The following is a 25,012-nucleotide window of genomic DNA, read 5'->3' on the forward strand; positions in this document are numbered from 1 at the left end:
CCGGAGTTGTTGATTACGATGTCTGATTCAAACCCAATTTTGTTCTCCTCTGCGCAGAGCATTGATGCTTACAAGCAGGCGATTGAACAAAGCACTCAGGCTGTGATGCAGTGGCTTAAACAGCCTGAGATGTATCAGGGCAAAACGGTCGCGGAGCTGCGCGACCGTATTCAGCTGGATTTCAACCCGAAAGGGCTGGGCAACGACGCGGCGATTGAACGCGCCGTGGAGTTCTTCCTGAAAGACAGTTTGTCCGTTCATCACCCGCAGTGCGTGGCGCACCTGCACTGCCCAAGCCTGGTGGTAAGCCAGGCGGCGGAAGTGCTGATCAACGCCACCAACCAGAGCATGGACTCCTGGGATCAAAGCCCGTCCGCAACCATTATTGAGATCAAGCTGATCGAATGGCTGCGTACCCGCGTGGGTTATCAGGCTGGCGACGCGGGTGTCTTCACCAGCGGCGGTACCCAGAGCAACCTGATGGGCCTGATGCTGGCGCGCGACGCTTTCTTCGCGCGTCAGGGCCACTCCGTTCAGCAGAACGGTCTGGTCGGCGATCTGCATAAAATTCGCGTGCTGTGCTCCGAAAACGCGCACTTCTCCGTGCAGAAAAACATGGCGCTGATGGGCCTCGGCTATCAGTCCGTGCTCCAGGTGAAAACGGACGAATTCTCGCGTATGGATCTCAACGATCTGGCGGCGAAAATCGAGCAGTGCAATGCCAACGGCGAACAGATCCTGGCGATTGTTGCGACGGCAGGTACCACCGATGCCGGTGCTATCGATCCGCTGCGTGCGATTGCTGAACTGGCGGCGAAGCAGAACATCTGGGTGCACGTTGATGCGGCCTGGGGCGGCGCGCTGCTGATGTCCGAGCAGTATCGTCACTACCTGGACGGTATTGAGCTGGTGGATTCCGTTACCCTGGACTTCCACAAGCAGTTCTTCCAGACCATCAGCTGCGGCGCGTTCCTACTGAAAGAAGCGCGTCACTATGAGCTGATGCGCTATCAGGCGGCCTACCTGAACTCTGAGTTCGATGAAGAAGCAGGCGTGCCAAACCTGGTGTCCAAGTCTCTGCAGACAACCCGTCGTTTCGACGCGCTGAAGCTGTGGATGAGCCTGGAAGCGCTGGGTCAGGAGCAGTATGCGGCGATTATCGATCACGGTGTGACGCTGGCGCAGCAGGTTGCGGACTACGTGAAAGCGCAGTCTGCTCTGGAACTGGTGATGCAGCCACAGCTGGCAAGCGTGCTGTTCCGCTTCCGCCCAGAGACGCAGATGGACGACGCGGGCATCGCCCTGCTGAACCAGAAAATTGGCGACGCGCTGCTGGAGTCAGGCCGCGCGAACGTCGGCGTGACCGAGCATAACGGCATCACCTGCCTGAAGCTGACCCTGCTGAACCCAACCGTGACGCTGGAAGATGTGAAAGTCCTGCTGTCGCTGGTTGAGCGTACCGCTCAGGAAGTTCTGGCGAAGTAATCTCAGCCCCTCTCTCGTCAGGGAGAGGGGTTATTTTTATATTCCCGCCCACCAGAGTCTGACCTTCATTCCCCAGTAGCTTGTCCAGCCCGTTGTGGTACTCACCACTTTGCCTTTCGACACAATCACCAGCGTCGGCGTGACGCTCACCTGCCATTCCTGCGACAGCGCGCCGTTGGCATCGTTGATGACCGGCATGGCGAGTTGTTTCTTCTCTACCCAGCGGTGCAGTTTGGCATCATCACCGGAGCGGAGCGCAATGCTCACGACGTTGCCGCCCTCTTCTGCCAGAGCGCTGACGGACGGGGTAGTGAACCTGCAGATGCTGCACCAAGTCGCCCAGACGTAAATCAGCAGCGGCCGGTCCTGGCTGAGCGCGGCAATATCGTACGTTTTGCCGTCGATGCTTTGCATGGGTGTCGCGCTGAAGCTGGCAGGCAACGTCGGTTTGCGGAACTGATCCACGCCCCACATCACGACCATAACCAGCAGGATTAAAACACACCCTTCCCGCACCCAGCGGCGCAGTTTACTCACTTTACGGTTATCCATTGTACCCTCATCTATTGACGAGGGTTATCTTAGCGAGCATCGCCCCGCCTCGCTGTAAAGAAGTGTCGCATAGAGGTCAGGATGTCCGCAGGGTGTCGACCATCAGGGTAAAGCAGGATTCGATAAACGGCGGGAGCGTCTGAGGTGCCCGCATCAGCGCCACCGTGCGGGCCAGCGCGGGCTGTTGCAGGTGCACCACGCAAAGCTGCGGGTCCTGCAGATGGGTGGTATACAGCTGCGGTAAAATCGCCAGGGCCAGCCGGGAACGCACCAGACCATACAGGGTTTCGATGTAGTCGACCTGGTAGCGCGTCTGCAGGGACAGACGATGGCTTTCTGCCAGCGCCGCCACCAGCCGCTGAATATTGCCTTTCGAAAAGACGGCGATATCGCGCCCGGCCAGCTGCTTCCAGGGTATGTGTGCCGACGCGGCCAGCGGGTCGTCGCGGTGGAACACCGCCACAAAAGGATCGTCCTGAAGCGGAAAGAGGTCCAGCCGGTCGGGCACCGTATTATCGATAGCACCCACGCCAAAATCGATCTGCCCTTTTAGCAGTTGGGCGACCAGCTCATCGTTAGTTTGATCGAGAAACTCCACCCTCAGACGGGGAAAAGCCTGGGCGAGGATCTGCGGAAGGCGGGGAAACAGCAGCGAACTCACGGAGGGGATCAGCCCAATGCGCACGGTGCCGTCGCCCCCGGCCTGCACGATGTGCTGCATATCATCGAACGCGAGTTGCGCCACGCTGAGCACCCGCTGGGCGTGTGGCAGAATGGCAGCGCCAAGCTCCGTCAGCGTGACCGCCGAGGCCGTGCGGTTCACCAGTTTGCCGCCCAGCACCGTCTCGATTTGCCGCAGCGCGCTGCTCAGCGCCGGCTGGCTGATTGCCAGCTTGTTAGCGGTGTCGGTAAAATGACGCAGCTGCGCCAGCGTCACAAAATACTGTAGCTGTCGAAGCGAAAGCGCGGGCAAGCGCTGCCAGGGTTCCATCATCATTATCTTTGTCTACACGTCACAGAATAACCCGCCGTTATCGGGCGATAAATTTTATCAGCTGGGCAAACGTTTGCCGCGTGCATAGAGTAGCGTCATTGTTTTAAAGCTGGAACCGTTAATTGCATGACTTCCGAAACCCGACGCCGCGCCGTTCAGGCCGCGCGAGGCGAAACGCCCTTTGATCTGCTGCTCACCCACGCGCGCATTATTGATATGGCCACGGGCGAGATCCGCGAGGCGGATATTGGCATCGTTGGCGAACTGATCGCCAGCGTGCATCCCCGGGGCAGCCGTACCGACGCGCATGAGATACAGGTTCTGAACAACCAGTACGTATCGCCGGGGCTGATGGACACGCACGTCCACCTGGAAAGCTCGCATCTGCTGCCCGCCCGCTACGCCGAAATCGTGCTGGCGCAGGGCACCACGGCGGTATTTTGGGATCCGCATGAACTGGCGAACGTGCTGGGTATTGAAGGCGTCCGTTTTGCCATTGAGGCCAGCCGGAATTTACCCCTGCAGGTGATGGTCGCCGCGCCGTCGAGCGTGCCCTCCACGCCGGGCCTCGAGATGTCCGGGGCCGATTTTGTCGGACAGGAAATGCAAACGCTGCTGAGCTGGCCGGACGTGCGCGGCGTGGCGGAAGTGATGGATATGCATGGTGTGCTCAACGGCAGCCCGCGCATGCTGGAGATCATGCAGGCGGGGCTGGAGAGCGGCAAGCTCATTGAGGGCCATGCGCGCGGGCTTAGCGGTGCCGATCTACAGGCTTATCTGGCCGCGGGTGTGACCTCAGACCATGAGCTGACCTCCGCAGACGACGCGCTGGAGAAATTGCGCGCCGGGCTGACGCTGGAAATTCGTGGCTCCCACCCTTATCTGCTGCCCGATATTGTTAACGCCCTGAAAACGTTGCCGCATCTCTCCTCGCAGATCACGGTCTGTACCGACGATGTGCCGCCGGACATCCTGCTGGAGAAAGGCGGCATTATCGCGCTGCTGAACCTGCTCATCGGGCACGGTTTAGCGGCAACGGACGCGCTGCGCTTCGCCACGCTGAACGCGGCCATTCGCCTGCAGCGCAACGATCTGGGGCTGATTGCCGCCGGGCGCCGCGCGGATCTGGTCGTCTTTGATTCGCTGCAAAAGCTCACGGCTCGCCAGGTCTATGTTGCCGGAAAAGAGATCGCCCGCAACGGGAAGATGCTGACTTCTCTGCCCGATACCCCCCTGACGCTCCCGCGCGATACGGTGCAGCTGCCCGCGCCAGGCGTCGATGATTTCCAGATACGTATCGCAAACGCCCACCAAGGCGTTGCCCGGTTGCGCCATATCAGCGGCGCGCGATTCACCCGCTGGGGAGAAACCGAGGCTCAGGTGCGCAACGGGCGGGTGCAGATCCCGAGTGGTTTCAGTTTGATTTGGGTTCAGCATCGCCACGCGCGGCACGCGGCAAAACCGCAGATGGCTCTGCTGGAAGGCTGGGGAGAACTACGCGGCGCCATTGCCACCAGCTATTCTCACGACTCGCATAACCTGGTGGTCCTGGGGCGCGATCCCGAAGAGATGGCCCTGGCCGCCCGCGCGCTTATCCAAAGCGGCGGCGGAATGGCGCTGGCCCAGCATGGCCAGGTGATTGCCCATGTCGCCATGCCGATTGCGGGGATGCTCTCTGAACTGCCTGCTGATGAGCTGGCCCGCCATTTCAAGGCGCTGCGCGATCGCAGCAGCCTGATTGCCGACTGGGAGCCGCCCTACCGCGTCTTTAAGGCGATAGAGGGAACCTGTCTCGCCTGTAACGCCGGGCCGCATCTGACCGATCTTGGATTGACGGATGGATCGACACGCGAAATTGTCGATCCGCTGATTTCTTACCGGGAAACCCCGGACATTACATCATAATTGCGAAGGAGAGCCGGATAATGGCCGACAACACCGTTAATTCGCCAGCACCAGGGAGCTGGCTTGAACGACGTTTTGCACTGCGGGCGCGGGGCAGTACCGTGCGCACCGAGTGTCTGGCGGGGATCACCGGTTTTCTGGCCGCTGCCTATCTGCTGGTGGTGATACCGGGGCTGCTGGCCGTGGGCGGTATGGACAAGGGGGCTGCCACAACCGGCACCATTCTGGTCTTCGTCGCGGGCACGTTGCTGATGGCTTTCTATGCCAATCTGCCGTTTATCGTCGGGCCAGGTATTGGTGGTTCCGTGCTGGTCGGCGTGACCCTGGCGGGAAGCGAAGGCATTGGCTGGCAAATTGGCCTGGGTATCGCCTGCTGGTCAGGGATCCTGTTTTTCCTGCTGACGCGTTTTGGCCTGCGTGAAGTGGTGACCCGCTCCGTTCCCCAGTCAATCAAGCTCGGGCTGACGGCCTCCATCGGGCTGTTCGTCGCCGTGCTGGGGTTCCGCAACGCCGGGCTGGTGCTGGCGAACGCCAAAACCAATGCGCTGATGCTGGGGGATTTTCTCGCTCCGGCCGCGCTGGTCGCCCTGGCGGGCCTGTTTCTGGCTATCGCCCTTCAGGCGCGTCGTATACCGGGGGCGATCCTGTGGGCAATTCTGTTTGCCACGCTGATTGGCATCCCGGCTGGCGTAACAAAATTGCCCGCGCGTTTTCTCGATCTCCCCCACTCGCTGACCCCGGTGTTGGGGCATATCGATATGCTGGGTGCACTCAACATTGCCTTTCTGCCTTTCCTGTTCGTCTTCTTCGCATCGGAATTTTTCTCCACCATGGGGACCACGCTGGCGGTAGGCGGTGAAGCGGGTCTGCTGGACGAGGAAGGCAACATGCCCCACATTAACCGTCCGTTTATGGTGGATTCGATTGCCGCTGCGATTGGCCCGTGGGTTGGCATTCCTGCGGCGACCGCGCTGATTGAATCTTCAGCGGCTGCCGAAGCCGGGGGCAAAACCGGCATGACGGCACTGGCTGCCGCCGTGATGTTCCTGTTGATGCTGCTCTTTACCCCGGTAGCGCTGATGATCCCGAAAGAAGCCACCGCGCCAGCGCTGATTCTGATTGGCCTGAACATGTTTAGCGGGCTGAGAAAAGTGGATTTGGCGAATTTCACCGACGGCCTGCCGGTGCTGATGATGGTGATGATCACGCTGATTGCCAACAGCTTCGGCACAGGCATTGCGGGAGGATTGCTGTTTTACATCGTGATTAAAGCAATTGCCGGGAAATGGCGTGAAATCCCCGTTGGTCTGTGGATCCTCGCCATTCCCCTGGTGTACTACTTTGCGACGCTGGTGAAGCACTAACCTTTGCGCTGTTTACGCTTCGGGGTGTAGCCGTAGTCATACTGGCTATACCCCTCGCTGTAATACAGCGCAGCGGATTTAATAATATCGTTCAGAATAATACCGCTGACGCCCACGCCAGATTGCTGCAGGCGTTTTAAGCTGTTCTCGATCTCTTTCACGCTGGTTTTGGCATAACGGGAGACCAGAAGTGTAATTCCCGCCGTTTGCGCAGCCAGGGAAGCGTCGGTAACGGCCAGCACCGGCGGCGTATCAAGCACGACCAAATCGTAGCGCTCGTTGGCCCATGCCATCAGCGCTCTGAAGCGTTCATTCATCAGTAGCTCCGCCGGATGGGTCGGCGTAGGTCCGCTGGTCATCACGTCGATGCCCGCTTTCTCGAACCGCTGAATCGCCTGCACGCCGTCGCATTTTCCTTCAAGCACGCTCGACAGCCCGCAGTCGTTATTCAGGTCAAAGATTTTATGAACGTAGCCCTCACGCATATCCGCATCGATAAAAAGCACCTTTTGTCCCGACTGGGCGGCAATGGCCGACAGTGAAGTACTGACCAGGGTTTTCCCGCAGTCCTGAGTCGGGCCAGAGAACATCACAATGCGGTTTGCAGCGTCCATCATCGTAAAGTACAGGCTGGTACGCAGGCCCCTCACCGCTTCGACGTAGCTGTCTGCGGGACGGTCTACCGGCAAAAACGGCACGTTCGAGGTGGTGTGCCGCCAGCGTGAGGCAAACAAACTTTTACTGCGAAGGTGCGTTTTCTTCCAGAGCCAAACCGAGCGCGGGAGCGTGGCCAGAACCGGAACGCCCAGCGGCTCCAGCTGTTCCGAACTCATAATGCCGCGTTTTAACGCCACGCTGGCAATGACGTAGCCCAGTGAAAGGGCCAGCCCCGCCACAAACCCGAGAATGATAATCAGGGCTTTTTTAGGTTTGATCGGCTCAGGCTGGGTTTCAGCCTGATCGATGATACGCACGTTACCAATCGCGCTGGAACGCGAGATATTCAGCTCCTGCTGGCGCGTCAGCAGCTGGAGATAGATGGTGCGACCGGATTCAACGTCACGGCTCAGACGCAAGATCTCCTGCTGCGTGGTGGGCATGGTTGAGACGCGGTGGTTAAGCCGACTGCGTTCGTTCTCCAGGGTCTGCCGCTTTTCCCGCAGCGCGCGATAGGTCGGGTGATCTTTCTTAAACAGCTGCGAGATCTCCGCCTCGCGGAAGGTCAGTTCGTTAAGTTGATTTTCAACGTTGACCACCTGATCGAGAATCGACTTCGCTTCCAGCGTCAGGTCGACGGAATCCCGCTGTTTACGATACGCATTAAGCCGTTCTTCGGCCTCATCCAGCTCGCCGCTGATTTTAGGCAGCTGGCGCTCCAAAAACGCCAGACTGCGGGTGTCCTGAGCTTCCTGACGCGCAATATTCTGCTTCAGAAAATTGCTGGTGATGCCGTTGAGCACCTTCGTAATTTTCTGCGGATCTTTGCCGGTCAACGTTAACGCCAGCATGCCGCTCTGCTTGGCCATTTCTTTGACCGTAAAGCTTTTGCTTAACGCGTTGATCGCCTCAAGCTTCGTGAGTGTTTTCAGCGTGAACTCGGTCCCCACCTCTGCGTCAATCGACTGGACATGAAGATAGACGCCCGCTTTCGCAAGCGGCTTGCCAACTGCGCCTTGCGCGTGGAAATTGTCGCCATCCAGAGAATACTGCCCCTGCGCCTGTACGGTGAGCACCAGCGTCTGGGGTTTACCGTCTTGATGGGGGATCTGCAGCCAGCCGAGCTGAATATCGCCCGGCTTGCGTCCCTGAATGCGCTCCCATAAACGCCCGATCACCGGGTAGACGCGCTGATGAACCTGCTGGGTCAGCCCGAGATTTTCCACCGTTTCACCAAGGATCATGCGCGACTTGAGCAGCAATATTTCCGGCGTGGCATCCGGTAACAGACCAGAATCAAGCTGGCCTAAGTTTTTAAGCAGCCCGTTTTCCTGTTTTGATTCAATCTGTACCAGCGCATCCGCCTGGTAGACCGGCGTGGTAAAGAACGCCCACGCGCCTGCCAAAAGGGTAAACAGGAGCGTGATGCAGACGATCTTGACGCGATGATCGATCGCTTCGCCGAGCAGTCGTACGAAATCAACTTCACTGGCTTGAGGTGCGGCTGCACCATAGTTGTCTGTGCTGTAAGACGTCATTAATGCGTTATTCCTTTTTGACCCAAACGGCGAGCCCACTCCCGGCTGGCTTTTCCTAACTGCTCGAAAACATATTCAAATGCTGCATAGCTTTTACGGTACGGGTCGGGAATGCTTTGCGATTCCAGCCATTGCCCAAACAGCAGCGATTTCCCGCGAATTTCAGGCGCAATGGCGGAAATAAAGTGAAGATGTTCCGGCTCCATCACCAGAATCAGATCGGCTTTTTGCATCAGGCCTGGCGTTAGCTTGCGCGATCTGTGGTCGTCAAGAGAGATCCCATGACGTAATGCCACATACTGCGCGCCTTCGTCCGCCGGCGATCCTTCCATCCCCCACACGCCAGCAGAGGAGATCTGCTTGCCGGGTAACTGCTGGCGCAACAGCCGCTCCCCAATGGGTGAACGGCAAATGTTGCCGGTGCAAACCACTAATATTGAATTAAACATTATTGCGGCCACGATCTGATGTAACGCACCGTTTCGGTCAGGTCGTGAACGCCGCTGATCGTCGGAACAAGCTGGCTTATCACGCGGTTCCAGCGCGACAGCGGCGCGGTCGTGACGTAGACAATGTCATAGGGTTCAAGCTGGAATTCCGTGCCTAACACCATGGCAGACGCATCCTGTGCATTCAGCTGGTAGATGCTGGCAATTTTGTCCTGCTGGCCTTTCTTCGCAACGGAACGAATGACAAAGATCCCCGTGGCATCCGCCATATCCTGATTCAGGCCGCCTGCATTGCTCAGCGCTTCGGCAAGCGTCATGCCGCTGCGATCCATTTTGAGGGTGCTTTGCTTAACAACTTCGCCCATCACGAACACTTTCAGGGAGTCGTTGCGCGGAATAAAAAGAATGTCGCCGGGATGAAGCAGTTTATTCTGCGTCAGGTCGCCTTTTTGCATCAGCGCGTAGAGCGAGAGGCGTGAGTCCTCGCCGTTGTGGGTGAGCACCACGTTTCGCCAGTCCGCATCGACAGACAGCCCGCCCGCCGCGTTGACCGCATCCATCACCGTCAAGGGAATGTTGGTGATGGGCTGCTGGCCGGATTTAGCCACTTCGCCGGTGACATACGCTTTTTGCGACCGGAACGCGGCCACGCTGACATCGACCTGCGGGCTTTCAATGACGCTATCCAGCTTGCGGGTAATCGCTTCGCGCACCTCTGCCACGGTTTTTCCCAGCACGTTGAGCTTGCCGACGTAAGGATAGAAAAGCGTACCGTCCGCATTCACCCAGTTACCGGCGTCGCTTGCGCTGCGGTACTGCCCCGCCGGGGTGGTGAGTTCAGGGTGGTCCCACACGGTGACGGTCAAAATGTCACCCGCTCCGATGCGGTATTCCCAGTTTTTGATCTGCTCATCCAGTTTAGGATTCGGCTGAGATTTCGATTCCGCAGGACGGAGTTTTTCGATAATTGAAGGTGTTAGAGGATAGACGTCTATGCGTTTATCTAAATTAGTTTCATCCGAAGATGCGACAATATTTTTTCCGGTCGTGCTGAGATTCTGCCCTGGAGAAAATACGCAACCCGTTAATTGAGATATTGTTAAGAAAATTACAGAGAATGTTGTTGTGCTTTTCATTTGTATAAATTTTTTATTCATGAACGCGACGGACGCGCATACGGCAACATACTGATGTCACCACTTTTTTATTAAAAACTGAATTAAATAAAACAGATAAAGCATGCGTCATCGAATGGTGAGCAGAATTAACATTGCTACCAAAAATCCGCGAGCAATGTTTAAACGGCTCTGCTTTTATTAGCTTAAAACTTCTTTTGATAAAATGCATGCCATATTTATTATAAAATTATATCTGGCATGCATTTTCAGAATTAATTAAAAAAAATATCACAGCAATGAATTAGTCTGAGGTTTTTATATTCACGAAAAATATATCATTAACCTTTTGCCCTACACAAAACCGTCCATTTTTGTTACATTTTTTTTCGAACAACCTCTGCTGGGGTACTTAAAATAGGCTATCTGCCACACTGTCAACGCAACAGCAGGCTGTGAGTATCAGTAACGGTATAACTGGAGAAAAAATGGCTAAGCATAAATGGCTGCTTCTGGGTGTAATGATGTCTCTGGCGGGTGCAGCGTCCGCGGCCCCGCAAACAGCGTCTGCGCCTTCTGGCATCAAGGCCTATGAAGAGCAAGAGTTCATTGCCGATTTCACAAAGTTCAAAATTGGCGATACGGCACCTGCGATGTATCAAACGCCAGAATACACGATCAAGCAGTATCAGCTCCGTAACCTTCCGGCGCCGGATGCTGGCACACACTGGACTTACATGGGCGAGAATTACGTCCTGATTGGCGATGCCGATGGCAAGATCTACAAAGCGTACAACGGCGATATCTTCTATCACCGCTAATCCCGTTTTCGTCCGTCCGTGGCAGGAAAGCGATCGTCCTTTCCTGCGCACGCTGTTTCTTCATGCCCGGCGCGAGGCCTGGCCCTGGCTGAACAGTGAAGACTGGCAGCTGGAAGATTTTGACGCGGCCACCCGCGACGAGCAGATCTGGGTGGCGGTGCAAAACGGGCATCGCGTGGGGTTTGCTTCCGTCTGGCCTAACGATAACTTCCTGCACAACCTGTTCGTCGGCCCGGAGTATCAGGGACTTGGGGTTGGCAGCGTATTGCTGGAGCAGGTGCAACAGACCTTCACCAGCACTGGCGCACTGAAGTGTCTGGTCAAGAATGAACGGGCGGTTGCGTTTTACCAGCGTCACGCCTGGCACATCGAGGCGACGGGAGATTCGCCAGAAGGCGAGTATTATTTGATGCACTATCGGCCTGGTTAAGTCAGGTGGCGATTCGCGTACCTGACTTACCAAACCGTATGTCACAGGCCGGGTAAGGCGAAGCCATCACCCGGCACTCAACGCAGAAGAATTACACCGCGCGGAAGGCGATTTCGCTGGGAATGATTTCGCCCTGCCAGTAGAGTTGCGCTGCAACGCGCCCCGCCAGTTGACGATACATCTCGGTAAATTCACTGTCCGGACGGCTCACCACCGTCGGTTTTCCGCTATCCAGATCTTCACGCAGGGTAATGTGCAGCGGCATCTGACCCAACAACTGAGTGTGATACTGCGCGGCCAGTTTCTCTGCACCACCGGTGCCGAAAATAGGCTCATGATGCCCGCAGTTGCTGCAGATATGCATGCTCATGTTCTCGACAATGCCCAGCACCGGCACGTCAACTTTCTCGAACATCACGATGCCTTTTTTGGCGTCGATCAGGGCAATATCCTGCGGCGTGGTCACAACCACTGCCCCCGTCACGGGAATGTTCTGCGCCAGCGTCAGTTGAATATCACCGGTGCCCGGCGGCATATCCAGCACCAGGTAATCCAGATCCGGCCACATCGTTTCCTGCAGCATTTGCAGCAGCGCTTTGCTGGCCATCGGGCCACGCCAGACCATCGCGTTATCGTCTGTAACCAGATAACCGATAGAGTTGGTTGCCAGACCGTGCGCCATAATCGGTGCCATGTGGGTGCCGTCCGGCGAGGTTGGACGCTGGTTTTCTGCGCCCAGCATAGCCGGGATGGACGGACCGTAAATATCCGCATCCAGAATACCGACTTTCGCCCCTTCGGCAGCCAGCGCCAGCGCCAGGTTGACCGCGGTGGAGGACTTACCTACCCCGCCCTTACCAGAGCTGACGGCAATGATATTTTTGACGCCGTTAATGCCCGGCTGGTTTTTCACGCGCTTAAGCGTGGCGATGCTGTGGCTCAGCTTCCAGTCAATCGCTTTTGCACCGGTGATGCGCAGCAGTTCGGAACTGGTTTGCTCTTTGAGGACATCAAATGCGCTGGTCCAGACGAACGGCATCTGCAGTTCAATATGCAGCGTGTCGTCCAGCCATGCGACGTGGTGAAGCGCTTTCAGCATGGTGAGATTGTGCTTCAGGGTTGGATGCTGAAAATTAGCCAGCGTCCCGGCGACCATTGCTCGTAAGGCTTCCGGTGATTTGGCCTGGGATTGAGAACTCATCCCGACTCCTTTGTTCTTGTGAATAAGACCTTAGATGACAAGTTTACCTGAAAGGCCGTGGTTTGTGCTTACTTAATAATGCCCCTTTTGGTAATATCAAAAACCCTTTTCACAGTTAAAAGAAGTAATGACTACTATGACTCAAGTCGCGAAAAAAATTCTGGTAACGTGCGCACTGCCGTACGCCAACGGCTCAATCCACCTCGGCCACATGCTGGAGCATATCCAGGCTGATGTCTGGGTCCGTTACCAGCGAATGCGCGGCAACGAGGTCAACTTCATCTGTGCAGACGACGCCCACGGCACGCCGATCATGCTGAAAGCGCAGCAGCTCGGCATCAGCCCGGAGCAGATGATCGGTGAAATGAGTCAGGAGCACCAGACGGATTTCGCCGGTTTTGACATCAGCTATGACAACTACCACTCGACGCACAGCGACGAGAACCGCGAGCTGTCTGAGCTTATCTACACCCGACTGAAAGAGAACGGTTTTATCAAAAACCGCACCATTTCTCAGCTTTACGATCCGGAAAAAGGCATGTTCCTGCCGGACCGTTTCGTCAAAGGCACCTGCCCGAAATGTAAATCCCCGGATCAGTACGGCGATAACTGCGAAGTGTGCGGCGCGACCTACAGCCCGACCGAGCTTATCGAGCCGAAATCCGTGGTGTCCGGCGCAACGCCTGTCATGCGCGACTCTGAGCACTTCTTCTTCGATCTGCCGTCGTTTAGCGAAATGCTGCAGGCGTGGACCCGCAGCGGTGCGCTGCAGGAGCAGGTCGCCAATAAAATGCAGGAGTGGTTCGAATCCGGTCTACAGCAGTGGGATATCTCCCGCGATGCACCTTACTTCGGCTTCGAAATCCCGAACGCGCCGGGCAAATATTTCTACGTCTGGCTGGATGCGCCAATCGGCTACATGGGCTCGTTCAAGAACCTGTGCGACAAACGCGGCGACACCACCAGCTTTGACGAATACTGGAAGAAAGATTCCGACGCCGAGCTGTACCACTTCATCGGCAAAGATATCGTTTACTTCCACAGCCTGTTCTGGCCAGCGATGCTGGAAGGCAGCAACTTCCGCAAGCCAACCAACCTGTTCGTCCACGGCTATGTGACGGTGAACGGCGCGAAGATGTCTAAATCCCGCGGCACCTTTATTAAAGCCAGCACCTGGCTGAACCACTTCGACGCGGACAGCCTGCGCTACTACTACACCGCGAAGCTCTCTTCTCGCATCGACGATATCGACCTGAACCTCGAAGATTTCGTCCAGCGCGTTAACGCGGACATCGTCAACAAGGTGGTGAACCTGGCCTCCCGTAATGCGGGCTTTATCGCCAAGCGTTTTGACGGCGTGCTGTCTGCCGAACTGGCCGATCCTGAGCTGTACAGAACCTTCACCGACGCCGCCGCTGCGATTGGCGACGCCTGGGAAAGCCGTGAATTCGGTAAAGCGATTCGTGAAATCATGGCGCTGGCTGACGTGGCTAACCGCTACGTTGACGAGCAGGCACCGTGGGTTGTCGCTAAGCAGGAAGGCCGCGATGCGGACCTTCAGGCTATCTGCACCATGGGCCTGAATATGTTCCGCGTGCTGATGACCTGGCTCAAGCCGGTTCTGCCGCAGCTCTCTGCGCGTGCTGAAGCATTCCTGAACACCGAGCTGACCTGGGATGCCATCCAGCAACCGCTGCTCGGCCACAAGGTCAACACCTTCAAGGCGCTGTATAACCGCATCGAAATGAAGCAGGTTGACGCGCTGGTCGAGGCCTCCAAAGAAGAGGTGAAGGCTGCCGCTGCGCCGGTAACCGGCCCGCTGGCAGACGATCCGATTCAGGAGACTATTACCTTTGATGATTTCGCCAAAGTCGACCTGCGCGTGGCGCTGATTGAAAACGCGGAATTCGTCGAAGGCTCTGACAAGCTGCTGCGCCTGACGCTGGATCTGGGTGGCGAGAAGCGTAACGTCTTCTCCGGCATCCGTTCTGCCTATCCCGATCCGCAGGTGCTGATTGGTCGCCAGACGGTGATGGTTGCGAACCTTGCGCCGCGCAAAATGCGCTTCGGCATCTCTGAAGGGATGGTGATGGCGGCAGGTCCTGGCGGGAAAGATATCTTCCTGTTAAGCCCTGACGAAGGCGCGAAGCCGGGTCAGCAGGTGAAATAACAAAAAAGCCGGAGTTGATCTCCGGCTTTTTTTTGCAACGTGTTTTCTCCCTCTGGGAGAGGGTCGGGGTAAGGGCATCAGGCCGCCACCCGGCTAAAATCACGCTTTCGGGTGATGCACCCGGTGGGTCAGCCCGCGCAGGAAGTTACGCAGAAACTGGTCGCCGCACTCGCGGTAGTTTTTATGATCCGGTGCGCGCATCATGGCGGTCACTTCCGGCACCGATACGCGGTATTTTTGCTCGGTCATAATCGCCACAATATCGTCAGTTTTCAGTGAGAAGGCGATACGCAGTTTTTTCAGCACGGTGTTGTTATTCACGCGGCGCTCCAGCGCCAGCTCGGGTGCAGACTCATCTTTGCCGCGCTTGTCGTAAATCAGGCCGTTCAGGAAGCCAGACAGAATAATGTCCGGGCAGCGAACAAAACCCTCTTCATCTTCTTTGGTCATCCAGGTATCGAAACCTGCCGACGTGGCTTCCATATCGGACAGCGCAAGAATGCGCACCATGTCGTTATTGTTTGCTTTCAGGGTGTAGCGCAGGCTACGAAGAATGTCATTACTAATCATGAGTGCCTTTAACTTTCGATGTTGCAATGGCGCGCAGTGTACCAGTTTTACAGGCCAATCGCTTCTTTCAAACTTTTCAGGTAGCGACGACTGACGGGAACCGTTTGTCCGGCCCGCAGCACCAGCTCGGCCTGGCCGTTATCCTCAAGACGGATCTCCTTGAGATGCGCCATATTAACCAGATACTGTCTGTGACAGCGGATCAGCGGGGTGCGGCTCTCCAGCGTGCGCAGCGTCAGTTCGGTGAACCCTTCGTTGCCCTCGGCGCTGGTGACGTACACGCCGCTCAGCCGGCTGCTGACAAAGGCGACGTCATCCATTTGCAGCAGATAAATTCGGCTGTGTCCGGTGCAGGGGATGAACTTCAGCGGCTGCTGGTTCTCCGGCAGCAGGGTCACATCCTGCACGCCACGCTCCTGGCGCAGGCGGGTCAGCGTCTTTTCCAGACGCTTCTCCTCGATCGGCTTTAGCAGATAATCAAACGCATGTTCTTCAAAGGCTTTCACGGCATATTCATCAAAGGCCGTCAAAAACACGATATAGGGACGGTGCTGGGGATCGAGCATCCCCACCATCTCCAGGCCGCTGATGCGCGGCATCTGGATGTCGAGAAACAGCACGTCCGGGCGCAACTTGTGCACCGCGCCAATCGCCTCGATGGCGTTGGCACACTCTCCTACCACCTCAATATCACTGTGCTCCTGCAACAGAACGCCCAGGTTTTCCCGTGCGAGCGGCTCATCATCCACAATCAGCACTCTCAGCATGCGTTTTCCTCCAGCGGCAGTCGTAAGGTAATGCGGGTAAAGTGGTCTGGCTCGCAGGCGACGGTGATCCCGCAGTCGTCACCAAAATGCGCACGCAGGCGTTTATCCACCAGGCTCATGCCCAAACCGCCTGATGCGGTTGGCGCATAAAGCCCGGCGTTATCTTCAATATCCAGCACCAGATGGTGATTAAACCGGCAGGCAGAAATCGTGATCTCGCCAATCCCCAACAGCTGCGACGTGCCGTGCTTGATGGCATTCTCGACGATAGGCTGCAGGGTAAAGGCCGGAAGGTGCTGGTACGCCAGCTCATCCGGCACCGACAGCGACACCTGCAGTCGCGACTGAAAACGCGCCTGCTCAATTTGCAGATAGGCGTTAACATGCTCGACTTCATCCGCCAGGGTGACAATCTCCGACGGACGCTTGAGGTTCTTGCGGAAAAACGTCGACAGAAATTGCACCAGTTGGGCCGCCTGATCGCTGTCACGGCGAATGACCGCCTTCAGCGTGTTGAGCGCGTTAAACAGGAAATGCGGGTTGACCTGAGCATGCAGAAGCTTGATCTCTGACTGCGTCAGCAGCGCTTTTTGCCGTTCATACTGTCCTGCCAGAATCTGGGCCGACAGCAGCTGGGCGATCCCCTCCCCCAGCGTGCGGTTGATCGAGCTGAACAGGCGGTTCTTCGCTTCATAAAGCTTGATGGTGCCCATCACACGCTGGTTTTCACCGCGCAGCGGAATGACCAGCGTAGAGCCGAGCTTGCACTGCGGATGCAGGGAGCAGCGGTACGGCACTTCGTTGCCGTCGGCGTAGACCACTTCACCGGTCTCGATGGCGCGCAGGGTGTACGCGGAAGAGATCGGTCTGCCCGGCAGATGGTGGTCGTCCCCGGTGCCGGTAAAGGCCAATAGCCGTTCACGGTCGGTAATCGCGACCGCGCCGATATCCAGTTCCTGATAAAGAACCTGCGCCACCTTCATGCTGTTTTCTTCGTTAAAGCCCTGGCGCAGGATCCCTTCGGTCGACGCGGCGACTTTTAACGCCGTTGCGGAGAAGGCCGAAGTGTATTTCTCAAACATCGCGCGCTTGTCGAGCAGAATACGCATAAACAGCGCGGCCCCGACGGTGTTGGTCACCATCATCGGTGCGGCAATGCTGCTCACCAGATGCAGCGCGTCTTCGTAGGGCCGGGCGATCAGCAAAATAATCGCCATCTGCGCCATCTCCGCCACGAAGGTAATCGCCCCGGCGGTGATCGGGCTAAAGACTTTATCCGGGCGTCCGCGTTTGATCATGTAGCTGTGCACCAGGCCACCGAGCAGCCCTTCAACAATGGTCGAGATCATGCAGCTTAGCGCCGTCATGCCGCCCATTGAGTAGCGATGCAATCCGCCGGTTAACCCAACCAGCCCGCCCACGACCGGACCACCGAGCAGACCGCCCATGACCGCGCCGATGGCGCGCGTGTTGGCAATGGAGTCTTCAATGTGCAGCCCGAAATAGGTGCCCATGATGCAAAAAATGGAGAAGGTGACGTAGCAAAGCAGCTTGTGCGGGAGACGAACGGTCACTTGCATCAGCGGGATGAACAGGCGCGTTTTACTCATCAGCCAGGCGATGACAAGAAACACACACATCTGCTGAAGCAGCAGCAGCACCAGATTGAACTCGTACATACGCAGGGACCGCACATTTCAAAAACGCGTAACATACACTGATGGCGGTAAACTTTCTTTGAAGTATTCCAAAAAAGCCGCATTTCGTGTTCGCTGTCACACCTTTTGCCGAATATCACCCATAACGGGCATTATTCGTTCAAAAAAACGACAATTCTTCCTGGTTCGCCAAACTGGGTCTACAGTTAAGCTGGGAACGCGCAAGCCGGGGGCAACTATGGCGCTTTACACGATAGGTGAAGTGGCACTCCTTTGTGATATCAATCCCGTCACGCTGCGCGCGTGGCAGCGACGTTATGGATTACTGAAACCGCAGCGAACCGACGGCGGTCATCGTCTGTTCAATGAGGCAGACATCGACCGCATTCGCGAGATTAAAGGCTGGATCGACAATGGCGTGCAGGTGGGCAAAGTCAAAGATCTGCTCAGCCAGGACGACCCGGACACCCAGCATCTCTGGCGCGAGCATCAGGAAACGCTGCTGCGGCTTCTGCAGGCGGGCAACCTTCAGCGCCTGCGTGCCTGGATTAAAGAGCAGGGGCGCGATTATCCCGCCCGGACCTTGATCACCCACCTTTTCATCCCGCTGCGTCGACGGCTGCAGTGTCAGCAAACCACCCTGCAGGCGCTGCTCAGCATGCTGGACGGGGTACTCATCAACTACATCGCCGTCTTTCTTGCATCGGCCAGAAACAAGGGCGGAAAAGATGCGCTGGTTGTCGGCTGGAACGTTCACGATACCACCCGGCTATGGCTGGAAGCGTGGATCGCCACCCAGCGGGGCTGGCGTGTGGACGTACTGGCACATTCCCTCCCCCAGCTTCGCCCCGACCTTTTCGACGGACAAACCCTGCTGGTGTGGTGCGGCGAAGTGCCAACCGCCTCGCAGCAGCAGCTGCTCACGGAGTGGCGTGAGCATGGCTACCCCGTTTACCCGCTTGGTCCGAATGAGCCTTAACGACATTTAATGGTTCATTAACAGCTGCGCTTCACCGTATAATTGTTCCGTTAACAACAGGAGCAGATGATGAAGGCAACTAAACTGGCCGTAATAACACTTTTCGTGCTGATGGCCCTCAGCGGTATCGGCGGCGTGATGCTGGCGGGTTACTCATTTATTGTACGCGGCGGTGTCGGCTGAGATAAACGGCCAGGCGCTCAAACAGGCGATCGACGACAATAGCCGCCAGCGCGACGAGCAGTGCACCCTGAATGATATAGGCCGTATTAAACCCGCTTAAGCCGATAATAATCGGCGTTCCGAGCGTATTAGCCCCCACCGTTGAGGCGATGGTCGCGGTGCCAATGTTGATAATCACCGACGTGCGGATCCCCGCCACGATCACCGGTGCCGCAAGCGGCAACTCAACCTTGCCAAGCCGCTGCCAAGCGCTCATCCCCATCCCTTCCGCCACGCTCAGCACCGACCCCGGAACCGAGGCAATCCCCGCCAGCGTGCCCTGAAGAATGGGCAAGACGCCGTACAGGATCAGCGCGACAATCGCTGGCACCTGACCAAAGCCCATCACCGGCACCGCAATGGCCAGCACCGCGACCGGCGGAAAAGTTTGTCCAATAGCGGCTATCGTCTCCACCAGAGGACGAAACTCCTTGCCGGATGGGCGCGTTACCGCAATCCCGGCCCCCACGCCAATCACAATCGCCACGACGCTTGAGAGGATCACCAGCCAGGCATGCGCCAGCGCAAGATTGATAAAGCTCTCCTGCTGATAAACCGGACGCGGCAGGCCGGGAAACAGGGTACTAAACAGCCCGGCGCTGTACGGCATGGCCCACAGCAAGACCAGAAAAAGTCCCACCAGCCAGAGCAGCGGATCACGCATCCACTTCACGCACCACCTCCCCCACCAGCAGATCGCGGAAATGCAGCGCGCCACAGAGTGTCCCCTGCGCATCACAGACCGGCAGCGCCTCGCACTGGCGCGCCACGAAGGCCGAAAGCGCATCGCGCAGGCTCATCTGTTCCTGAAGCGGTTCGCCGCCAGGCGACGCATCGCCCCGCCGCATGTACTCGCCCACCGTGCGCAGGGAGAGCAGCCTGACGCCCAGCTCGCTGCGGCCAAAAAACTCGCGGACAAAATCATTGGTCGGATGGCTCAACAGCGCCAGCGGCGTCCCCTGCTGGATCACTTCGCCGTTGTCCATCAACACCAGATGGTCGGCCAGCCGCAGCGCTTCATCGATATCGTGGGTCACGAGAACGATGGTGCGCCCAAGAATGCGGTGGATGCGCGTCATCTCTGCCTGCAGGGCCGCGCGCGTAACAGGATCGAGCGCGCCGAAAGGTTCATCCATCAGTAGTACCTGCGGGTTGGCGGCCAGCGCGCGCGCCACCCCGACCCGCTGCTGCTGCCCGCCGGAAAGCTGGTGCGGATAACGGTCGCGCAGCGCAGGCTCCAGCCCTAACAGGGCCATCAGCTCATCCACGCGCTCGTCGATGCTGCGCCGACTCCATTTTTCCAGCTGTAGCACCGTGGCGATATTTTGCGCCACCGTCCAGTGCGGAAACAGGCCGATGGACTGTATGGCGTACCCCATGCGACGGCGCAACTCCAGCACCGGCAGGCTGCGAATCTCTTCTCCGGCAAAGCGGATCTGCCCGCTGTCGTGCTCGACCAGGCGGTTGATCATCTTCAGGGTGGTGGATTTACCTGACCCTGAGGTGCCGATCAGCACGGAAAATGCGCCCTCGGAAAAATTCAGGTTCAGATGGCTTGCCGCCGGACGGCCCTCAAAGGTTTTACTGACATCGTTAAATTCAATCATTGGCTCTTCTCCTGAGCAACGCGAGCCACAAGGCAAACAGCGCATCAAGCACGACCGCCAGCGCGATGGTGGGGATCACCCCGAGCAGCACTAAATCCAGCGCGCTGCTGAGCAGCCCCTGGAATACCAGCGCACCGAAGCCGCCCGCACCAATCAGCGCGGCAATCACCGCCATGCCCACGGTTTGCACCGTCACCACCCGCAGGCTGCGCACCAGCAAAGGAAGCGCAAGCGGCAGCTGGATTTTCCAGAAACACTGGCGAGCGCTCATGCCCATCGCCTGCGCGCTCTCCAGCACGTCAGACGAGACCTGCCCCAGCCCCGCCACGACGCCACGGACCAGCGGCAGCAGCGCATACAGCACCAGGGCAATCAACGCAGGCGTAAGCCCGGTTCCCGCGATGCCCAACGAGCCAAGCGCTGGAAAGGATTTCACCAGCCCCGCCAGCGGCGCGATCAGCAGGCCGAACAACGCAACGGACGGGATGGTCTGGATAACGTTAAGCACGGTAAACACCCCACCCTGGCGCGAGGGATGGCGATAGCACCACATGCCCAGCGGTACGCCCACCAGCAGGGCCGGCACCAGCGTACCGAACAGGATGGTCAGGTGCTGCGCGAGCGCATCGTCAAATACCTCCTGACGATTGGCATACTCTTTTAATAACGACAGGTCGATCAGCTCGCCACTGAACAGCAGCACCAGCGGGATACACCAGAGCTGGGCGTTAAGCAGCCAGCGCCAGGCGGACATCGGCATCAGGCGGCGGATCGCATCGCTGCAGGCCAGCAGGCACAGCGCCAGCCACAGCCACAGACCGCTGCCTATCGACGTTCGCGCAAGGGGGCTTTCAAGCGAGGTCATCTGCGTCGCCGCCAGCCCCGCGCTCCAGAACAGCGCAATAAACAGCGCTTCACAAAGCACGAGTGACAGCCAGAGGGATAAACGCGATGACCACAGGGATAAGGCGATCAGCACAACCAGCGCGGCGGCAAGCAGCGCTGGCGTAAATGACCAGATAGTCCAGATCGCGCGCCCTTCGCCCGAGACCAGGCGATTGGGCGCAACGTTCACAAAGGGTAACGCGACGGCGGCGAGGGCGACAATTACCAACAGCAGCAGTACGCGGTTATGACATTTTATTGGCACAGCCTTTCCCTGTTACTTCACAAGCCCTTGTTGTTTCAGGAAGTCGGCAGCCACTTTTTTGGCATCCAGTCCTTCAACGGCAATGTTGGCATTGAGCTGCTGCAGCGTTTTTTCATCCAGCTTTTCAAAGACCGGCTTAAGCCAGTCGCCAATCTGCGGATAGGCTTTGAGGACCGCCTCTCGCACTACCGGTGCCGGGGCATAAATCGGCTGGACGCCTTTTGGATCGGTTAAGGTTTGCAGGCCCAGCGCGGCCACCGGGCCGTCGGTGCCGTAGGCCATCGCCGCATTCACGCCGGAGGTCTGCTGCGCGGCCGCCTTAATGGTCACCGCGGTATCGCCGCCCGCCAGGGAGAGGAGTTGCGACTGGTCGAGTTTAAAATCGTAGGCTTTTTCAAAGGCTGGAAGCGCGTCAGGGCGTTCGATGAACTCCGCAGAGGCGGCAAGCTTGATGTCGCCCTTCTCTTTCAGATAACGGCTCAGATCCTCAAGCGACGTCAGCTTGCCTTTCTCAGCAACATCTTTGCGCACCGCAATGGTCCAGGTGTTGTTAGCTGGTGCAGGCGTCAGCCAGACCAGTTTGTTCTGTTCCGCATCCAGCTTTTTGACCTTCTCATAACCGGCTTTGGCGTTTTTCCATGCCGCGTCGTTTTCATCTTTAAAGAAGAAAGCGCCGTTACCGGTGTATTCAGGATAGATATCCAGCTCGCCCGAGACGATCGCGCCGCGCACCACCGGCGTGGTACCAAGCTGCACTTTATTGACGGTTTTCACGCCATGGCTCTCAAGCACCTGCAAGATGATATTGCCGAGCAGCGCCCCTTCGGTATCGATCTTTGAGCCAACCTTCACCGGCTCGGCGGCCTGCAATGGCAGGCTCAGCGCCGCCAGTAATGCCGCCGCGCCTAAAATCCCCTTTGTCTTCGTCATTCCGCTGTCCTCATTTTTTTATCGCCTTTTTCAGAGGCTTGAGAGAAAAGCGTAGCTTAAAACGGCGGATTTAACCGTCAAAATGCCTTTTTAGCATAAGGTAAGATACATCCCCCGGCCTGCGGGGGATGTCAGAGAAAGGAAGGGTTACTGCAGCTCGAACTCGCCTTTATTCACGCGGGCGGAATCTACGCCGATAAAGACGTTGAACTTGCCCGGTTCAGCATCGTATTTCATCTGCTGGTTCCAGAACTTCAGCGCGTTGACGTCAATCGGGAAACTCACCGTTTTGGTCTCACCAGGCTTGAGATCCACCTTCTCAAAACCACGCAGCTGCTTCACCGGACGGCTCATGGACGCGGTAACGTCCTGAACGTACATCTGGATCACCGTTGCGCCGTCACGCTTGCCGCTGTTGGTCACGTCCACGCTGGCGGTGACGCTGCCGTCACGGGTCATGGTCGGAGCCGACATTTTCACGTCAGACACCGTGAAAGTGGTGTAGCTCAGGCCATAGCCAAACGGATACAGCGGGCCGTTGGCTTCGTCGAAGTAACGAGAGGTGTACTTATTCGGCTTATCGGCGTTATACGGACGGCCAGTATTAAGGTGGCTGTAGTACACCGGGATCTGCCCGACGGAGCGCGGGAAGGACATTGGCAGCTTGCCGGACGGGTTGTAATCGCCAAACAGCACGTCGGCGATGGCGTTACCGCCTTCGGTCCCGGCAAACCAGGTTTCGAGAATCGCATCAGCCTGCTGATCTTCTTTCACCAGCGCCAGCGGACGACCGTTCATCAGCACCAGTACCAGCGGCTTACCGGTCGCTTTCAGGGCGGCGATCAGATCGCGCTGGCTCTGCGGAATCGTAATGTCGGTACGGCTGGAGGCTTCGTGCGCCATCCCCTGCGCTTCACCCACCACGGCCACCACCACGTCGGACTGCTTCGCGGCGTTAACCGCTTCGTCGATCATCTCCTTCGGCGTACGCGGATCGACCTTCACGGCTTCTTCATACTGATTGAGGAAGGTGACGATATCTTTATCGTTGGTGACGTTCGCCCCTTTGGCGTACACCACTTTCGCATTATCCCCAACGGCGCTCTTAATGCCGGTCAGCACGGTTACGGACTGATCGGCCACGCCCGCGGCGGACCAGCTGCCCATCACGTCGCGCTTGCTGTCGGCCAGCGGGCCGACCACGGCAATGGTGCCGGATTTCTTCAGCGGCAGCGTGTCGAGGCGGTTTTTCAGCAGCACCAGGCTTTCACGCGCCACTTCGCGCGCTTCTTTGCGGTGCAGACGGCTTTCGGCGTTGGTGTCCGCCGGGTCAGAGTCTTTCGGCCCGAGGTGGCTGTACGGATCGTTAAACAGCCCCATGTCATATTTGACGTTCAGCACGTGGCGGGTGGCGTCGTCCAGCTCGGCCATCGTCACTTTGCCGCTTTTCACCAGCCCCGGCAGGTATTTGCTGTAATACTCGTCGCTCATGCTCATGTTGATGCCGGACTTGAGCGCCACGCGTACCGCATCTTCCGGATCGGCGGCCGTGCCGTGTTTAATCAGCTCTTTAATCGCGCCGTGATCCGAGACGGTGATGCCCTTAAAGCCCCACTGGTCACGCAACACGTCTTTCAGCAGCCAGGCGTCGGAGGTTGCAGGCGTGCCGTTCAGGGAGTTCAGCGCCACCATCACCGCGCCGCTGCCCGCATCCAGCCCCGCTTTATACGGCGGCATATAGTCGTTGAACAGGCGCTGCGGGCTCATGTCCACGGTGTTGTACTCTTTCCCGCCTTCCACCGCGCCGTAGGCCGCGAAGTGTTTGACGCTGGTCATTACCGAGTAGCGGTCCGCCGGGCTTTTGCCCTGCATCGCTTCCACCATGGTTTTCCCCATCGTGGCGGTTAAGTAGGTGTCTTCACCGAAGCCTTCCGACGCGCGGCCCCAGCGCGGATCGCGGGAGACGTCGACCATCGGTGCCCAGGTCATGTTCAGGCCGTCGTCCGCCGCTTCATAGGCGGAAATACGCCCGACGGTTTTTACCGCGTCGAGGTTAAAGGAGGAGGCTAAGCCGAGGCTGATTGGGAAGACGGTGCGCTGGCCGTGCAGCACGTCATAGGCGAAAAAGAGAGGGATTTTCAGGCGGCTGAGTTCCATCACCTGATCCTGCATTTTGCGGATATCCTGGCGGGTAACGGTGTTAAAAATGGCCCCGACCTGGCTCTCCTTGATCATGTCGCGGATAGCCTCTTTCGGGTTATCCGGGCCGACGCTGATCAGACGCAGCTGGCCAATTTTCTCATCGACCGTCATCTTCTTGAGCAGCTCGGTGACAAATGCATCACGGGCTTCAGGCGTGAGCGGATGATTACCAAACAAATCGTCTGCCAGCGCAGGTTGCAGCGCCAGGCTAACGGCGACACCTACCGAACATAGCCATTTCATGTC

At 57.6% G+C, this 25,012-nt stretch carries 22 protein-coding genes; 8 read left to right on the plus strand and 14 right to left on the minus strand.

Annotated features, from left to right (window positions below; genetic code table 11):
• Positions 1-18: 18 nt before the first annotated feature.
• The gene (locus FFS28_RS09025) at positions 19-1,485 is read left to right on the plus strand and encodes a pyridoxal phosphate-dependent decarboxylase family protein (protein WP_137849370.1); all 1,467 of its coding nucleotides are present in this window, start codon (positions 19-21) and stop codon (positions 1,483-1,485) included.
• A gap of 36 nt (positions 1,486-1,521) precedes the next feature.
• Here FFS28_RS09025 and FFS28_RS09030 read toward each other — a convergent pair whose 3' ends face one another.
• Both FFS28_RS09030 and FFS28_RS09035 read right to left on the minus strand, forming a co-directional pair.
• On the minus strand, positions 1,522-2,037 hold the full coding sequence (locus tag FFS28_RS09030) for a protein disulfide oxidoreductase (protein WP_058609808.1): 516 nt from the start codon (positions 2,035-2,037) through the stop codon (positions 1,522-1,524).
• A gap of 76 nt (positions 2,038-2,113) precedes the next feature.
• Positions 2,114-3,034 (minus strand): LysR family transcriptional regulator, encoded by a 921-nt coding sequence (locus FFS28_RS09035; protein WP_171007398.1) that lies wholly within the window; start codon positions 3,032-3,034, stop codon positions 2,114-2,116.
• A 123-nt stretch (positions 3,035-3,157) separates the two neighbouring features.
• Here FFS28_RS09035 and FFS28_RS09040 point away from each other — a divergent pair, with 123 nt between their 5' ends.
• Both FFS28_RS09040 and FFS28_RS09045 read left to right on the plus strand, forming a co-directional pair.
• The gene (locus FFS28_RS09040; RefSeq protein ID WP_137849371.1) at positions 3,158-4,936 is read left to right on the plus strand and encodes an adenine deaminase; all 1,779 of its coding nucleotides are present in this window, start codon (positions 3,158-3,160) and stop codon (positions 4,934-4,936) included.
• Between the two features lie 20 nt (positions 4,937-4,956).
• On the plus strand, positions 4,957-6,300 hold the full coding sequence (locus tag FFS28_RS09045) for an NCS2 family permease (protein ID WP_137849372.1): 1,344 nt from the start codon (positions 4,957-4,959) through the stop codon (positions 6,298-6,300).
• On the opposite strand, the gene FFS28_RS09050 is transcribed toward FFS28_RS09045, so the two are convergent.
• The 3 genes from FFS28_RS09050 to FFS28_RS09060 are packed head-to-tail and all read right to left on the minus strand — an operon-like array spanning position 6,297 to position 10,080.
• Positions 6,297-8,495 carry a polysaccharide biosynthesis tyrosine autokinase gene (locus FFS28_RS09050; protein WP_137849373.1) on the minus strand — a complete coding sequence of 733 codons (2,199 nt, stop codon included), beginning with the start codon at positions 8,493-8,495 and terminating at the stop codon, positions 6,297-6,299. The two genes, FFS28_RS09045 and FFS28_RS09050, sit on opposite strands and share 4 nt — an antisense overlap.
• On the minus strand, positions 8,495-8,944 hold the full coding sequence (locus FFS28_RS09055; RefSeq protein ID WP_137849374.1) for an arsenate reductase/protein-tyrosine-phosphatase family protein: 450 nt from the start codon (positions 8,942-8,944) through the stop codon (positions 8,495-8,497). The genes FFS28_RS09050 and FFS28_RS09055 overlap by 1 nt, the downstream gene beginning before the upstream one ends.
• Positions 8,944-10,080: a polysaccharide export protein gene (locus FFS28_RS09060; RefSeq protein WP_137849375.1), complete on the minus strand. Its 1,137-nt coding sequence runs from the start codon at positions 10,078-10,080 to the stop codon at positions 8,944-8,946. Before FFS28_RS09060 ends, FFS28_RS09055 begins: the two co-directional genes overlap by 1 nt.
• Positions 10,081-10,547: 467 nt before the next feature.
• On the opposite strand from FFS28_RS09060, the gene FFS28_RS09065 reads away from it, so the two are divergent.
• Positions 10,548-10,880, plus strand: a complete 333-nt coding sequence (locus tag FFS28_RS09065; RefSeq protein ID WP_006176384.1) for an RcnB family protein — start codon at positions 10,548-10,550, stop codon at positions 10,878-10,880.
• On the plus strand, positions 10,831-11,310 hold the full coding sequence (locus FFS28_RS09070; protein ID WP_137849376.1) for a GNAT family N-acetyltransferase: 480 nt from the start codon (positions 10,831-10,833) through the stop codon (positions 11,308-11,310). The genes FFS28_RS09065 and FFS28_RS09070 overlap by 50 nt, the downstream gene beginning before the upstream one ends.
• Positions 11,311-11,401: 91 nt before the next feature.
• Here FFS28_RS09070 and apbC read toward each other — a convergent pair whose 3' ends face one another.
• Positions 11,402-12,511, minus strand: a complete 1,110-nt coding sequence (gene apbC / locus FFS28_RS09075; protein WP_137849377.1) for an iron-sulfur cluster carrier protein ApbC — start codon at positions 12,509-12,511, stop codon at positions 11,402-11,404.
• 136 nt (positions 12,512-12,647) lie between these two features.
• Between apbC and metG the strand changes: the two genes are divergently transcribed.
• A complete protein-coding gene (metG, locus tag FFS28_RS09080; protein WP_137849378.1) occupies positions 12,648-14,681 on the plus strand; it encodes a methionine--tRNA ligase in 2,034 nt (677 codons plus the stop codon).
• A 99-nt stretch (positions 14,682-14,780) separates the two neighbouring features.
• Here the strand turns inward: metG and FFS28_RS09085 are convergent, their stop codons facing one another.
• The 3 genes from FFS28_RS09085 to FFS28_RS09095 are packed head-to-tail and all read right to left on the minus strand — an operon-like array spanning position 14,781 to position 17,697.
• A complete protein-coding gene (locus FFS28_RS09085) occupies positions 14,781-15,251 on the minus strand; it encodes a YehS family protein (RefSeq protein WP_006176388.1) in 471 nt (156 codons plus the stop codon).
• A gap of 47 nt (positions 15,252-15,298) precedes the next feature.
• Positions 15,299-16,018, minus strand: coding sequence for a two-component system response regulator BtsR (btsR, locus tag FFS28_RS09090; protein WP_006176389.1), 720 nt, complete (start codon positions 16,016-16,018; stop codon positions 15,299-15,301).
• Positions 16,012-17,697: a sensor histidine kinase gene (locus FFS28_RS09095; protein WP_137849379.1), complete on the minus strand. Its 1,686-nt coding sequence runs from the start codon at positions 17,695-17,697 to the stop codon at positions 16,012-16,014. The genes btsR and FFS28_RS09095 overlap by 7 nt, the downstream gene beginning before the upstream one ends.
• A 217-nt stretch (positions 17,698-17,914) precedes the next feature.
• Here FFS28_RS09095 and mlrA point away from each other — a divergent pair, with 217 nt between their 5' ends.
• Together mlrA and FFS28_RS09105 are read left to right on the plus strand one after the other, a co-directional pair.
• Entirely contained in the window at positions 17,915-18,655 is a 741-nt protein-coding gene (gene mlrA / locus FFS28_RS09100) for an HTH-type transcriptional regulator MlrA (RefSeq protein WP_006176391.1), read from the plus strand.
• Positions 18,656-18,724: 69 nt separating this feature from the next.
• Positions 18,725-18,838: a protein YohO gene (locus FFS28_RS09105; RefSeq protein WP_071599713.1), complete on the plus strand. Its 114-nt coding sequence runs from the start codon at positions 18,725-18,727 to the stop codon at positions 18,836-18,838.
• On the opposite strand, the gene FFS28_RS09110 is transcribed toward FFS28_RS09105, so the two are convergent.
• The 5 genes from FFS28_RS09110 to bglX form a co-directional block, all read right to left on the minus strand.
• A complete protein-coding gene (locus FFS28_RS09110; protein ID WP_137849380.1) occupies positions 18,813-19,550 on the minus strand; it encodes an ABC transporter permease in 738 nt (245 codons plus the stop codon). The two genes, FFS28_RS09105 and FFS28_RS09110, sit on opposite strands and share 26 nt — an antisense overlap.
• Positions 19,534-20,484 carry an ABC transporter ATP-binding protein gene (locus FFS28_RS09115; RefSeq protein ID WP_137849381.1) on the minus strand — a complete coding sequence of 317 codons (951 nt, stop codon included), beginning with the start codon at positions 20,482-20,484 and terminating at the stop codon, positions 19,534-19,536. Before FFS28_RS09115 ends, FFS28_RS09110 begins: the two co-directional genes overlap by 17 nt.
• The gene (locus tag FFS28_RS09120) at positions 20,477-21,634 is read right to left on the minus strand and encodes an ABC transporter permease (RefSeq protein ID WP_137849382.1); all 1,158 of its coding nucleotides are present in this window, start codon (positions 21,632-21,634) and stop codon (positions 20,477-20,479) included. Before FFS28_RS09120 ends, FFS28_RS09115 begins: the two co-directional genes overlap by 8 nt.
• A 12-nt stretch (positions 21,635-21,646) precedes the next feature.
• Positions 21,647-22,564 carry a glycine betaine ABC transporter substrate-binding protein OsmF gene (gene osmF / locus FFS28_RS09125; RefSeq protein WP_058609815.1) on the minus strand — a complete coding sequence of 306 codons (918 nt, stop codon included), beginning with the start codon at positions 22,562-22,564 and terminating at the stop codon, positions 21,647-21,649.
• Positions 22,565-22,711: 147 nt separating this feature from the next.
• Entirely contained in the window at positions 22,712-25,009 is a 2,298-nt protein-coding gene (bglX, locus tag FFS28_RS09130; RefSeq protein ID WP_088208101.1) for a beta-glucosidase BglX, read from the minus strand.
• Positions 25,010-25,012 lie beyond the last annotated feature (3 nt).

Origin of the sequence: Enterobacter sp. 2VL (assembly GCF_005503595.1) — a bacterium.
In the GTDB taxonomy this organism is placed as follows: domain Bacteria; phylum Pseudomonadota; class Gammaproteobacteria; order Enterobacterales; family Enterobacteriaceae; genus Enterobacter; species Enterobacter cancerogenus.